This window comes from Streptomyces xantholiticus (assembly GCF_014651015.1).
Lineage (GTDB): Bacteria > Actinomycetota > Actinomycetes > Streptomycetales > Streptomycetaceae > Streptomyces > Streptomyces xantholiticus.
This window is the reverse complement of the sequence record NZ_BMWB01000023.1, coordinates 1-13741: the sequence shown is the minus strand read 5'-3', so window position 1 is coordinate 13741 and position 13741 is coordinate 1. Positions and strand designations below refer to the sequence as shown.

Annotated in this window: 8 protein-coding genes and 1 pseudogene; all 9 read right to left on the bottom strand. The window is 70.3% G+C overall.

Annotated elements, in window-relative coordinates:
* Positions 1 to 147 precede the first annotated feature (147 nt).
* Positions 148 to 996 carry an AfsR/SARP family transcriptional regulator gene (locus IE198_RS27130; protein WP_268246505.1) on the bottom strand — a complete coding sequence of 283 codons (849 nt, stop codon included), beginning with the start codon at positions 994 to 996 and terminating at the stop codon, positions 148 to 150.
* A gap of 339 nt (positions 997 to 1335) precedes the next feature.
* Positions 1336 to 2445, bottom strand: coding sequence for a serine hydrolase domain-containing protein (locus IE198_RS27125; RefSeq protein WP_189891162.1), 1110 nt, complete (start codon positions 2443 to 2445; stop codon positions 1336 to 1338).
* Positions 2446 to 2504: 59 nt separating this feature from the next.
* On the bottom strand, positions 2505 to 3773 hold the full coding sequence (locus IE198_RS27120; RefSeq protein WP_229834389.1) for a cytochrome P450: 1269 nt from the start codon (positions 3771 to 3773) through the stop codon (positions 2505 to 2507).
* Entirely contained in the window at positions 3770 to 4993 is a 1224-nt protein-coding gene (locus tag IE198_RS27115) for a cytochrome P450 (protein ID WP_229834387.1), read from the bottom strand. The genes IE198_RS27120 and IE198_RS27115 overlap by 4 nt, the downstream gene beginning before the upstream one ends.
* Before the next feature lie 95 nt (positions 4994 to 5088).
* Complete coding sequence (locus IE198_RS27110; RefSeq protein WP_189891158.1) at positions 5089 to 5625, bottom strand: nuclear transport factor 2 family protein; 537 nt, start codon at positions 5623 to 5625, stop codon at positions 5089 to 5091.
* Between the two features lie 86 nt (positions 5626 to 5711).
* On the bottom strand, positions 5712 to 6956 hold the full coding sequence (gene ccrA, locus IE198_RS27105) for a crotonyl-CoA carboxylase/reductase (RefSeq protein WP_189891156.1): 1245 nt from the start codon (positions 6954 to 6956) through the stop codon (positions 5712 to 5714).
* A 166-nt stretch (positions 6957 to 7122) separates the two neighbouring features.
* On the bottom strand, positions 7123 to 7923 hold the full coding sequence (locus IE198_RS27100; RefSeq protein ID WP_189891153.1) for a thioesterase II family protein: 801 nt from the start codon (positions 7921 to 7923) through the stop codon (positions 7123 to 7125).
* A 6-nt stretch (positions 7924 to 7929) separates the two neighbouring features.
* Positions 7930 to 11871 (bottom strand): annotated as a pseudogene (locus tag IE198_RS27095) (type I polyketide synthase); the annotation flags it as partial.
* Positions 11872 to 11914: 43 nt separating this feature from the next.
* A partial coding sequence (locus tag IE198_RS27090; protein WP_189891149.1) for an acyltransferase domain-containing protein occupies positions 11915 to 13741 on the bottom strand: 1827 nt, incomplete at its 5' end.

Here is a 13741-nt window from a genome sequence, read left to right as displayed (position 1 = left end):
GCGACGCCGATGCGGGAAGGCAGAATCCGCCAGAATCAGCAGGCCTCCGTCTGTTCGGCTTCCCACGGCCGTCGCCCGAAACCGGGGCGCGGGAGGGTGGGCACTCGGCGGCCGGGCCCCGGCCCCCCGGGCGGGGGTCGACACGGCCTAGGACCGGCCGGCCAGCAGCAGTTGCGACGACACCGAGCTCGCCGACCCGTACAACAGTCCGGCGTCGGCGCGCAGTATCCGCAGATGCAGCTCCTGGAGCGGCCGCCCCGGATCCACTCCCAGTTTCTCGGCGAGCGCCTGACGGACGTCCATGTAGGCGCTTAGCGACTCCGCCTGTCTGCCCGACCGGTACAGGGCGAGCATCAACTGCAGCCAGTGCGGCTCGTGCAGGGGGTTCGCGGCGGTGAGGGAGCGCAACTCGCCGACCAGTTCCTGATGATGCCCCAGTTCGAGGTCGGCGTCGATACGGGCCTGGACGGCCTCGCACTTGAGGCTTTCCAATTCGCTCGTGCGCCGGACCACCGCCGCGGTGGCGTGGGCGTCGGCGTATGGTTCTCCGCGCCACTGGGCGAGCGCGTGCCTGAGCGACTGGGACGCGACGCGAGGGTCACCTGCGGTCAGGGCCGCCTTCCCTTCCCGCACCAAGCGCTCCGCTCTTGCGGCGTCAAGATGGTCCGGAGGGATGGCCAGGACGTATCCGGACGGGCGGGTGAGCAGCCACTGCCCATCGCGGTCGTCGAGGACCCGGCGGAGCCGCAGGACGGCCACGGCCACCGCCTTGCGGTCGGTGGCGGGCGGGTTGTCGGCCCAGACTTCCTTGAGAATTCGCTCGGTCGACATCGCCTCCCCCAGCTGCGCGGTCAACGCGGCAAGTAATGCACGAACGCGAATACCATTTACCGAAACGCCCGATCCCGAATTCTCGGCGAAGCGGACTTCTAACGGTCCTAGTATTCCCACCCGTGGTGGGAATTTTGACTCTGAATGTTCTATCCAATTAGGCATCATCAGTATCGCCCCTCCTCCGGAGAGCCCCCTGCACCCGACATGCCGGAATAACGGGTGATGGATGAACATACTTACATTGACATCCATTGTGATCAAGGACTTTCCGAGCCGCGGGCCATGGTGTGCGGTAGATCACCGTCACCGGGACCGACTTGTTTCAGCCGGGTTTCACACAGGGGCGACAGAGCGGCCGGCGGCGCGACACCCGGGGACGGCTGGAGGAATCCGTCTCCGCGCGGGCGGGGTGGGCGCCCGGGCCGGACCGCCCCGCCCCGCCGGGACACGACCGTGGCGCACCCTTGGGATTCGGCGGCCCGCCACCGGCGGCGACTCGCGTCAGCCCGCCTCGCAGGCATCGAGCGCGAGGTCACTGACCTCTCGGAGCCGCTCGACGCCTGCGCCGAACTCCGGCTGGATGTTGGACAGGTAGGCGAACACCAACTCGCGTGCGGGATCGGCCCACACGACGCTGGACGTGGTGCCCGCGTGGCCGAAAGTGCGCGCGTCGCTCGCGTCGCCCATGACTCGGGCCAGATCCCGCGGGTCCGGGCCGGGGCCACCCAGCATGAATCCGTGGGACCAGTGGACGGGGCGTTTCAGTGAGGCGTCGTTCCCCCCTTCATTGGACGGTTTTCTCGCTTCTGCCACGCTCTCGGCTTGCAACACGCGGACACCTTCGAGTGCCCCGCCCGCCAAAAGCATCTGATAAAAGCGGGCCAGTTGCGCGGCGGTACCGGAAAGCCCGGCCGATGGAACGACCGCCTGGCGGTACCGGCGACTGTTGCTCATCCATTGGTTGGGCCATTCGGACGGATGAGCGGCCCGCGCCGGCACATGCCGACCCCAAGCACTGTCCGGCAATCCCAGGTGCAAATCATTCAACCCAAGAGGGGCGAACAGCTCGGACGTCACAAAATCACGGAACGGCTGCCCGGTGACCCGCTGCACGACCTCGCCGAGGATGAATCCGTAACTCATGAAGTGATACGCGGCGACCTTGCCGCCCGGCCAGCGGGGCCGCGACTCCTCGAGATCGCGCACCGAGCGCTCCCAGTCCCGGGCGGTGCGCATCGTGCGCACCATGCCCCGGCCGACCGGCACCCCCGCCCGATGCTGCATGACATGGCGGACGGTCACCTCGCCCTTGCCGTGCCGGGCGAACTTCGGCCAGTAGTTGGCGACGGGACTGTCCAGCTCGAGCTGTCCCCTTTCGGCGAGCTTGTGCACGGCGAGCGCCGGGAAGGGCTTGGTCGCCGCGTACAGGAGGAAGAGGGAGTCCGGAGAGCAGCCGAACGAACGGTCCAGGACCACGGTCCCCCGTCGCATGACGCACAGTTGCGCCGCGCCGCCCCTCGACCGAACCACCTCGGTCAGCCGCTTCAGGGCGGCGGGGTCCATGCCAACGTCCTCCGGGCCGTGTTCCCGTTCGTCGATAGCGTCGTTCATTCGCGTCGTTTCACCCTCTGTGCGCTCGTGTCGTCAGGTGGTCGGGGTCGTAGGGGTGTTCACCAGGTGATCGGCATGGTGTGCATGCCGCGGACCATGAGGCCCGCCTTCCAGGAGAGGCTCTCCTCGGGGACGGCGAGGCGCAGCCGTGGGTAGCGGCGGAACAGCGTCGTCAGCGTGATCTGGAGTTCCACGCGGGCCAGTTGGGCGCCCAGGCAGTGGTGCGGGCCCGCGCCGAAGCCCAGGTGGGGGTTCGGGCTCCGGGTCAGGTCCAGCTCCTCCGGGTCGGCGAACAGCTCCGGATCACGGTTGGCCGCGCCCATCGACGGAACGACCGTCTCGCCGGCTCTGATCAGTACTCCCCCGAGTTCGACGTCCTCGGTGGCCGTGCGGGGGAAGCCGTCGACCGTGCCGATGGGCACGTACCGCAGCAGTTCCTCGACGGCGTCCGGGATCAGGTCGTGGTCGTTCCTGAGCCGTTCCAGTAGGTGCGGGTTGCGGAAGAGGACGTACAGGAAGTTGGGGATCTGACTGGCCGACGTCTCGTACCCGGCGATGAGGATCGCCTCGGCGAGGCGGACCAGTTCGCCCTCGGTGAGCTTGTCCTCCGCGTCCCTCGCGGTCACCAGGGAGCCGATCAGGTCCTCGGTGGGCCGGGTTCGGCGCTGCGCGACGAGGCCACCGAGGTAGTCGTGCATCTGCATCATGTGGTCGCGCACCTGGGCCGGTGTGTGCGCGGTGGTCGTGAGCAGCGCGTCCGACCAGGTGCAGAAGCGTTTGCGGTCCTCGGGCGGTACTCCGAGCAGCTCGCAGATCATCGAGACGGCGAACGGCAGCGAGAAGTCCTCGACCAGGTCCGCGGGCGGTCCGATCTCCTCCATGGCGTCGAGCAGCCGGTCGGCGGTGCTCTGGATCAGCGGGCGCATGGCCTCGACCCGGCGGGGCGTGAAGACCTTGCCGACCAGCCGGCGCAGCCGCGCGTGATCGGGGCCCTCGACGCTCAGGACCGCGTCGGCCGGTGGCTGGTGCGGCAGGAACCGGGGGGCGCCCGGCGCGACGGCGAGCGCACGCGAGAACCTGCGGTCCGCGAAGACCTTGCGCACGTCCTGGTACCGGGTGGCCAGCCAGGCCTCGCCGCCGTACGGCAGCGTCACCCGCTGCAGGGGCTGTTCTCGGCGCAGTGGTTCCCAGTACGGGTCCGGCTCCAGGCGGTCGGGGCTGCCGAAGGGGTAGGCGGGGGCCTCGCCGGCGGCGAAGGGGCAGCGGCTCCCTTCGGTCGCCGGGTCGGTCGCCCGGCCCGTCACCGAGTTCGTCACCTGGCCGGTCACGGAGCATCGCCCCATGTCACCGGGAGCTTGTACACCCCGTACACGATCTGGTCGTCACGCCACGGGATGTCCTCGATCCGCGCCGCCATGCGCAGGTCGGGAAAGCGCTTGACCAGTCCGCGCCACGCACAGCGCATCTCGACGCGGGCCAGCTCCATGCCCAGGCACAGGTGGATGCCGTGGCCGAAGGCGAGGTGGGGGTTGTGCTCGCGCGTGATGTCGAGCCGGTCGGGGTCCGGGAAGACCTCGGGGTCGCGGTTGGCCGCGGGCAGCGAGGCGAGCAGTGTCTCCCCGGGCTTGATCGCGTGGCCCGCGATCTCCATGTCCTCGGTCACGCCTCGCGGAAGGCCCTGCTGGACGATGGTCTGGTGGCGCAGCAGTTCCTCGACGGCCTGGTCGATCAGGCCGATGTCGTTGCGCAGCAGGTCCCACTGGCCGGGGTTCTGCAACAGCGTGTAGGTGCCGATGCCCAGCATGTTCGCGGAGGTCTCGTGCCCCGCGATGAGCATGAGGACGCCGATTCCCGCGACCTCCAGGTCGGTGAGTGCCGGTTCGGCGTCAGGGTCCTGGATGAGGTGGCTGAGCAGGTCGTCGCCGGGGTTCTTCCGCTTGGCCGCGCACAGGTCGATCATGAACTGGTTCATCTTGGCGCCGAGCGCCCCCAGTTCCTCCGGGGTGGCTTCCAGATCCTGGAGCCGCAGCACCATGTCCATGAACTCGACACGGTCGTCGTAGCGGATGCCCATCAGCTCGCAGATGACGAGCAGGGGGATCGGCAGCGCGAACGACTGGACCAGGTCGACCGGTCCGCCCTCGGCCTCCATGGCGTCGAGGGCGTCGCTGACGATCTGCTCGATCCGGGGTTCGAGCTTGCGAATCGCGCGCATGGTGAACCACTTGGTCAGCAGGCGGCGGTAGCGGCTGTGGTTCGGCGGGTCCATGAAGATCAGGAAGCCGGGCAGGTACTCCTCTGCGCGCATCTCCGGCGCCAGGTTCCGCCACGGCTGCGGTGTCCTGCCCGGGTGCGAGCTGACACTCCGGGAGGCCAGCGCAGCGCGCACGTCGGCGTGCCGGGTCAGCAGCCAGCCCTCGGAGTCGTCGGCGAACGTCATCCGGCTGATGGGATCGGTACCGCGCAGTTCCTCCAGCTCGGGCGGCGGTGAGAAGGGGCAGGTACGTTGCCTGGGCAGCGTGGGCGGGCGCTGGTCTGTCTCGGACACGTCTGAACTCCTTGGAGTGTGAGGTCGATGGGAATACGGCCTGCCAGGAACGTGGGACCGCACGGCGTAGTGACCCGACGGATTCGAACGCGCCCTCAGACCGTGGGGGCGTCCGGGCCGCTCAGCGGAAGTACCTGGTAGCTGACGTCGGTGGCGTCACGCCGGGACGGGTTGAAGCCGGCCTGGGCCTCTGCGGGATCGAGCGGCACCTCCTGGGCGAGGCTGAAGTCGTTCAGGACGACCCGTCGCGCGATCTTCCAGACGCCGTCGCGCAGCTCGAAGCGGTCGATGTAGCGGCCGGCAAACTGCTCGACCCGCTTGATGCCGTCGCTCTCGCGGTAGTGGTAGGCGGTGCAGTAGGTCTCGACGCCCGCGCTGTCACCGTCGACCTCGATCGTGCTCCCGTGCAGGGTGTGCAGGGTGCCGGTGTATGTGTCCCGCAGGATCGGGACGATCTGCTTGACGAAGTCGTGAGCGTTGCCCCGGATGACGCCGCGATCGTCGTACGCGTCCTCGTGATACGCGGACTTGACGAGTTCCTCGTCGAGGCGGTCGAGGCCTCGGCAGTAGCGCTGCAGGACGGCGCGGATCTCGCGCTCGCTCCACAGGATGTCGAGCTGGTTCTGGTCCATGAGAGCTCCTCTGATTCGGTCCGCTGTTCAAGCGTTGTTCATCGCAAAAGAATGGAGAAGTCGCCGACTTGTGCTCGGCGCCGGACTCAGGGAAGTTCCGTCATTCCGGTCCTTGGCGCGTTGACCAGGACCGCTTGATTTCCCTGCGGATGCTGGTTGTCGTGCATGAGCTGATGCGCCTTGCCGATGTCGTCGAATCCGCCGGTCCACGAAAGGCAGGGGTCGAGCTGTCCGGTGGAGACCATGTGGATGATGTCGCGGCACTGGCGGAGATTGGCGAAGTGCGAGCCCTGCAGGCGCTTCTGCCGCATCCACAGAAAACGCAGGTCCACGTCGGCGTTGTAGCCGGTGGTGCCGCCGCAGATGACGACCATGCCCGCGTTGTCGCACAGATACATGGAGGTGGGGATGGTGTCCTGCCCGCTGTGCTCCAGGACGAGGCGGGGGGACCTGCGTTCCCCCAGCGCCTCCCAGAAGCTCCGTCCGAAGGCCCGTACGCTCTCGGTCCAGCGGCCCATCGCCGCCCGGTCGCCGATGTCGGGCAGCCGGCCCCAGTGGTCGAAGTGGAGGCGGTTGACGGTGCCTTGGGCGCCGAGTTCACGGCAGTAGCGGGCCCGCTCCTCGTCGGAGACGACCGCCACAGGGATGCCGCCGCGTGCGCGGGTGATCTGGATGGCCATGGAGCCGAGACCGCCGGCGCCGCCCCAGATGAGGACGGGGTCGCCCGGCCGCACGTCGTGGGGCGGCCAGCCGCACAGTTGGCGGTAGGCGGTGGCTCCGGTGAGCAGGAAGCAGGCGGCTTCCTCCCAGGTCAGGCCGGGCGGCTTGGGGTGGCACTGGTAGTCGTCGACCAGGGCGAACTGGGCGAAGGAGCCGAAGTTGCTTTCGTACCCCCACACCGACTGGGAAGCGGAGGTCATGGGGTCGGCACCGAGGCGGATGTCGGCGGACGACTCGGTCCACCGGCAGCCGGAAAGGATCACCGCGTCGCCCACGGAGACCTGGCTGACGCCTTCGCCCACCGCCCACACCACGCCGGATCCCTCGGACCCGCCGATGTGGAAGTCCTCGCGCTCGCCCTGCTGAAGGCGGGACGAGATCACGTCGACCGGCCGCCCGAGGGACGCCCAGACGTTGTTGTAGTTGATGCCCGCGGCCATGACGAGGACGAGGACCTGGCCGGGCCCGGCCTCCGGCACGTCCACGACCTCGTTCCGGAACGCCTGGTGGGGCGGCCCGTAGCGCTCTCGGCGGATCACCGAGGCGTACATCTGCTTGGGTACGGTGCCGATCGGGGGTATGTCACCCAGTTCGTAAAGAGAATTTTGCACGCAGAACCCCGTCTGAATACAGTCTCGTGCCGGTCGGAGCGAATTCGAAAGAAGAGAAGCGCGAAAGCGCGGCGGCACAGTGGCGCAGGTGGCGCAGTGGACAAGAACTTAGCGCTGCTGCCTTTTCGGAATGAGTCGGGCAGTTCGGAGTGGGGAATTGAATCCGTCAGCCGGGCGACGCTTGCACGGAGAGCGAATCGCCGAGCCCATCGTACACATGATCACTCACTTTCCGGAACTGTTCCAGCAAATAGAAGTGACCGCCCTGAAAAACCTTCAGGGAGAATTCTGCCGAGGTGTAGGAAGCCCACTTCTCCACGTCGTCGACCGGCGCCATGGCGTCCTGGTCGCCCACCAGAGCGGTCACGGGGCACGGCAGAAGCGGTCCGGGCGCGTGCCGGTACGTGCGGACCGCGCGGTAGTCGCTGCGAATGGCCGGTGCGACCATCCGCAGGACGTCCTCGTCCTCCAGGAGCCGCCGGTCCGTGCCGCCGAGGTCGCCGAGGGCTTGCACCATTGCCCGGTCGTCCAGCAGGTCTAGTGCCACGTCGGCCTTGCGCGCGGGATCGCCGCGACCGGAGACGAACAAGTGGGCGAGGTGGGCACGTTCGTCCTCGGCGAGCAGGCGCGCCGTCTCGTAGGCGAGCACCGCGCCCATGCTGTGCCCGAACAGGGCGATGGGCCGGTCGAGCCACGAGGTCAGCTCCTCGGCGAGCCCGGCGCGCAGTGCCGCGATCGAGTCGAGCAGCAGCTCGTCACGCCGGTCCTGGCGGCCCGGGTACTGGACGGCCAGCACCTCCACCTTCGGTGCGAGCAGCTGGGAGAGCCCGAAGTAGGCGCTGGCCGAGCCTCCGGCGTGCGGCAGGCACAGCAACCGGACGGGGGCGTCGGGGGCTGGGTGGAAGCGGCGTATCCATTGGCGGTCGGGGGCATCGGTCCGCGCGGTTCCCGCGGAGTGAGTCGCCATGGCCGCTCAGCCCTTGCCGCCGACGAGGCCCGCCAGCCAGTCGTTCACGGCCGCGGCGGTCTGCGGCGCGTAGTCGTCCATCATGCTGAAGTGGTCGCCTTCCGTGTCGAGAACAGTGCTGTCGAACTTCCAGTCGGGGTGCCACTCCTCGCCGTCGGCGACCCGGCCGAGCGGCTCCGACGCCCGCAGCAGCAGGGTCGGCACGCTCGGTTCCTCGGCCACCCAGTCGGTGAAGAACCCGAAGTACTTGCCCATGGCGGTCAGCCGCACGTCCGTCATCGCCCCGAAGTCGTCCTCCCGATCGAGGACGCCCTGCGCGAGTTCGCGCTGCATGCGGTGCAGCGCCGGGTCGTCCAGCAGATACGTGTCGAGGAGCACCACGGCTTCCGGGCTCTGCCCGGTACGGGCGAGGTGGGCCGCCAGGCTGTGCGCGAACCAGCCGCCGGAGGAGTGCCCGAGGAGGACGAACGGCGCGCCGCCGGTCTGTCCGCGGACCCCCTCGGCGAGGAACTCCTGCATCACCTCGAAGCCGGCCGGGAGCAGCTCACCCGCCGTGAAGCCGGGGGCAAGCAGTGCCGAGACGCCGCGCGTGCCCCGGAAGGCGGCGGCGAGACGGGCGTACTGCTGTGCCCCGTACAGCGGCACAGGCGCGGGGCAGCAGATGATGCCCGCCTGATCGGTGCCCTGCGTCAGCTCGACCGTGACCGGGTCCTGCCCGGCCTCGGCGACGCTGTGGAAGGCGGGGCGCAACCGAGAGGCCACCTTGGTCAGTTCGAGGGCGTCCTCGGGCCGGTCGAGGTCGTTCGCGGCGCGGTACAGCGCTTCCAGGGAGTACGCCGACGGCGCCGCTGACGGGCGGAGACCGGACCCGGCGGTGATCTCCTTGCCGAGGAACGCGGCAAGCGCGGCGGGCGTGGCGTGATCGAAGATCAACGAGGGCGGCAGGGCGAGCGCGCAGTCGGCGGCGAGCGCGGAACCCAGCTCGACGCCCATCAGGGAGTCGAATCCGAGCTCCAGGAAGGGGCGTCCGGGCTCGACCTCGGCCGGGTCGACGCCGCCCATCACGGTAGCCGCCTGCTCGCGCACGAGCGTGAGCAGCAGTTCGCCGCGCTCTTCCTCCGGGGCCTCGGCGAGACGGTGCGCCAGGGGCGGCGTCCCGGGCGCTGGTTCCCGCTCGGCGGGGTTCGCCGCAGGCCGGGGGCACACCGTCCGCTCGGATCCCGCTCCCGCCATGCCCTCGAGCCAGTAGCGGCGGCGGCGGAAGGCGTACGTGGGCAGCTCCACACGCCTGCGGGCCGCGGGAAGCACGCGCTCCCACGCCGGCGACACGCCGACCGTGTGGGCCTGGGCGACGGCCGTCATCACGGCGGCGGGCTCGGGCGTACGGTGGCGCAGCACGGGAACGAACGACTCGGGAGCGAGGTCGGGCAGGCACTTGCGCCCGGCCGCCGTGAGGACACCACCCGGGCCGATTTCCAGGAACACGGTGGCCCCGCGCTCGTGCAGCGTGTGCACGGCGTCGTGGAAGCGGACGGTTCCGCGCACGTGGCGTACCCAGTATTCCGGGCGGCACAGTTCGTCGCTGACGGGTGTCGCGGTGAGCATGGAGATCACGGGAAGCGAGGGTGCCCGGTAGGACAGCCCGCGCGCGACCTCGGCGAACTCCTCGGTGATGGCGTCCACATGGGGCGAGTGGAAGGCGTGGCCGACCCGCAGCCGCTTGGTGTCGCGGCCCCGTTCGGCCCAATGGCGGGCCAGCTCGGCAACGGCTCCTTCGTCCCCCGACAGCACCACCGCGGCGGGTCCGTTGACAGCGGCAATGTCCACGCCGTCGCAGCCGGCGACGAGCTGGGCGCGCACTTCGTCCTCGGTGGCCTGTACGGCGACCATGGCGCCGCCCGCCGGAAGCCCCTGGATCAGCCGACCGCGGGCCGCCACCAGGGCGCACGCGTCGGCCAGGGACCAGACGCCGGCGGCGTACGCGGCGCTGAGCTCGCCGATGGAGTGCCCAGCGACCATGTCGGGTCGCAGACCCCAGTCCTCCAGGAGCCGCATCAGCGCGGTCTCGACGGCGAACAAAGCGGGCTGGGTGTAGGCCGTGGTGTCGAGCAGGCCGGCCTCATGCGTGCCGTCCTCGGCGAACAGCACGTCCCGCAGAGGATGTTCGAGGTGCTGATCGAATTCCGTGCACACCTCGTCGAGGGCGTCTGCGAAAGCGGTGCTGTGCGCGGCCAGTTCGCGGCCCGTCCCGGGCCGCTGGCTGCCCTGCCCGGTGAACAGGAACGCCGTCCTGCCGCCGGACGGCGCGGTACGACTGGTGACCAGCCCCGGCGCACGGCGGTCGGAGGCCAGGGCCTCGAGTCCGGACAGCAACTCCTCGCGCTCCCGGCCGACGACGGCCGCCCGGTGCTCGAAGGCGGCCCGTGTCATGGCCAGGGATGCCGCCACGTCGGCCGGCCTCAGGTCCGGTCGTGCGGCCAGATGGGCGGCCAGGCGGCCGGCCTGGGCGCGTAGGGCCTCTTCCGTGCGGCCGGAGAGGACCCACGGGAGCGGGCCGTGCGCGGAGGCGTCCTCATCGGGCCGTGCGGCCTCCACGGCCGGCGTGCCCTCCAGGATCACGTGGGCGTTGGTGCCGCTCACACCGAACGAGGAGACGGCGGCTCGGCGCGGCTCCCCGGTGTCGGGCCATTTCTGTTCCTCGGTGAGCAGCCGTACGTCGCCGGCGTCCCAGTCGACGCGCGGAGTGGGCTCGGTCAGGTGCAGAGTGCGGGGCAGGACGCCGTGCCGCATGGCCATCACCATCTTGATGACGCCGCCCGCGCCCGCTGCGGACTGGGTGTGCCCGAGGTTCGACTTGAGCGAGCCGAGCCACAGCGGCCTGCCCTCCGCGCGGGCCCTGCCGTACGTGGCGAGCAGCGCCTGCGCCTCGATCGGGTCGCCGAGCGGGGTGCCGGTGCCGTGCGCTTCGACGGCGTCCACACGGTCCGCCGTCAGACGCGCATTCGCCAGCGCCTGCCGGATGACCCGCCGCTGCGAGGGACCGTTGGGTGCGGTGAGGCCCGCGCTCGCGCCGTCCTGGTTGACGGCGCTGCCGCGGATGACGGCGTGTACCGGGTAGCCGAGGCGCCGGGCATCGGAGAGCCGGGCGAGGAGCAGCACGGCCGCGCCCTCGGACCATGTGGTGCCGTCGGCGGTGGCGGAGAAGGACTTGCAGCGGCCGTCGGGGGCCAGGCCACGCTGCCGGCTGAACTCGATGAACGCGGTCGGCGTGGCCATCACCGTCGCACCGCCCGCCAGCGCCAGGGAGCACTCCCCCTGTCGGAGGGACTGCGCTGCCAGGTGCACAGCGACCAGTGACGAGGAGCACGCCGTGTCGACCGACACGGCAGGGCCCTCGAAGCCGAAGGTGTAGGCGACGCGACCGGAGAGAATGCTCGCGGAGTTGCCGGTGCCGATGAAGCCTTCGGCAACCTCCCGTGCGTCGAGCACGTTCAGCAGGTAGTCGTTGCTGTTGGAGCCGACGAAGACGCCGACCTCCGCGCCACGCATGGCGGTCGCATCGAGACCCGCGTACTCGAACGCCTCCCAGGAGACCTCCAGGATCTTGCGCTGCTGCGGGTCCATGGCGAGCGCCTCGCGCGGCGAGATCCCGAAGAACGCGGGGTCGAACTCGGCGGCGTCCGAGAGGAATCCGCCGTGCCGCGTGTACGTCTTGCCCGGCGTACCAGGTTCCGGGTCGTGGACGGCGTCCACGTCCCAACCGCGGTCGGCGGGGAACCCGGTGATGGCGTCGCGCCCCTCGGCCACCAGCTCCCACAGCGCGTCCGGCGAGGTCACGTCGCCGGGGAAGCGGCAAGCCATGCCCACGATCGCAACCGGTTCGCGGGCGGCGTCCTCGGTCTCTTCCAACTGCCTGCGCGTACGCTTCAGCTCGGCGGTGACCAGTCGCAGGTACTCGCGGAGCTTGGCCTCGTTGTTCTCGTCCACGTTCTCAGCCACGGCGGAGTTCCTTCTCGATCAGCGCGAACATCTCGTCGTCGGTCGCCGTCGCCAGCTCGTCCCTGTCCGGCCGGCCCTCTCGGTCCCCGTGGGCCCCGCCGGCGGCGCTCCCGGCCGGCGCATGGACGGTGAGCAGGCCCTTCAGCCGCTCGGTGATCCGGGCGCGCCGGTGGTCGTCGGCGGGCAGCCGTGCCAGGTCGGCCTCCAGCCGGTCGAGTTGGTCCGACAGGGAAGGGGCCGGCGCCGGACCGGCATCGGTTTCTGCCGGCTCCGTCAGCAGGAAGGCGGTGACGGCGGCGGGCGTGGGGTGGTCGAACAGCAGCGTCGACGGCAGCTTCCGGCCGGTGAGCTCCGCCAGGCGGTTGCGGAGCTTCACCGCCATCACGGAGTCGAAGCCGTGGTCGAGGAAGCCGCGCTCCGGCTCGACGGCGTCCAGGGTGTCGTGACCCATGACGTCGGCGGCCTCGGCACGCACCGTCCGCAGTACCGCGTCGTGGCGCTCGCCAGGGGGCAGGGCCCGCCAGCCGGCCATGCGGGAGGAGGCCTGCTGCACCGGGGTGTCCCGGGTCACGTCGCTCTCCGTCACGTCCTCCGGCTCGGTTGCCTCTTCCGGCTGTACGAGGCCGGGGCCCGTGGCGGCAGCCGGGCGGACAGTGGTGTCCTGCGGCCAGTAGTGCTGCTTCTGGAAGGCGTACGTCGGCAGGCCGGTGGCACTCGGGCCGGTGCCGAACCACTTCCGCCAGTCCACGGTCGCGCCATGGGTGTGGAGAGAGCTCAACGCGGTGATCAGAGCCGGGACTTCGGGCCGCTCCGCGTGCGAGGTGGACATCAGGACGGGTGTGCTCCCGCCGGGCTCGTCTGCCAGGCATCCCCGTCCCGCCGTGCTGAGCACGGTGTCGGGGCCGACCTCGAGGAAGGCTTCGGCACCGTACCGCTGGAGCCGCTGTATCTGGTCGTGGAAGCGCACCGTGCGGCGAATGTGGGCCACCCAGTAGGCGGGGCTGCGAGCCTCCCGCGCGCCGAGGAGGTCGCCGGTGACGTCGGAGACGACGGGGATGCGCGGAGCGCTGTAGGTCAACTTCGCCGCCACACGCTCGAATGCGTCCGTCATGACGTCCATGTGCGGCGAGTGGAAGGCACGGCTGACGTTGAGCCGGCTGGTCTTGCGGCCCCGCGCCGCCCACTGCGCGCTGATCGCCTCGACGGCGTCCTCGTCACCGGACAGGACCACCGACGCCGGACCGTTGACCGCGGCGATGTCCACCGCCCCCTCCCGGCCCACGAGGGTTCCGCGGATCTCGGCCTCCGTTGCCTGCACGGCGACCATCGCCCCGCGGGCGGGCAGGGCCTCCATGAGCCGCCCGCGAGCGGCGACGAGTTCGGCCGCCTGCGGCACGGACAGCACACCGGCCACGCAGACCGCCGACAGTTCGCCGAGCGAATGCCCCGCCAGCACGTCGGGACGTACGCCCCAGCTCTCGAGCAGGCGGAACAGCGCCACCTCGTACGCGAAGATCGCGGGCTGCGCGTAGTCCGTGCCGTCGAGCAGCCGTGCCCGCGGGTCGCCGTCCGGCGCGAACATCACCGACAGCAGCGGCGTCCCCAGGTGGGCGTCGAGGTGCCCGGCGACCTCCTCCAGCGCCTCGGCGAAGACGGGGAAAGCGGCGTGCAGTTCGCGCCCCATGCCCGGCCGCTGGCTCCCCTGTCCCGTGAACAGGTACGCCGTCTTGCCTTTTGCCGGCCGGCCCTGCGCCGCGCCGGTGACGACGTGCTCCGGCCGCTCCCCCGCCACGAGCGCGTCGAGGCCGCTGAGAAGACT

Bases quoted from the DNA above. Each gene is read 5' to 3' on its own strand.
- IE198_RS27100 (WP_189891153.1), bottom strand. From the start codon at position 7,923: ATGGCGACTCACTCCGCGGGAACCGCGCGGACCGATGCCCCCGACCGC.
- IE198_RS27125 (WP_189891162.1), bottom strand. From the start codon at position 2,445: ATGAACGACGCTATCGACGAACGGGAACACGGCCCGGAGGACGTTGGC.
- IE198_RS27110 (WP_189891158.1), bottom strand. From the start codon at position 5,625: ATGGACCAGAACCAGCTCGACATCCTGTGGAGCGAGCGCGAGATCCGC.
- IE198_RS27130 (WP_268246505.1), bottom strand. From the start codon at position 996: ATGCCTAATTGGATAGAACATTCAGAGTCAAAATTCCCACCACGGGTG.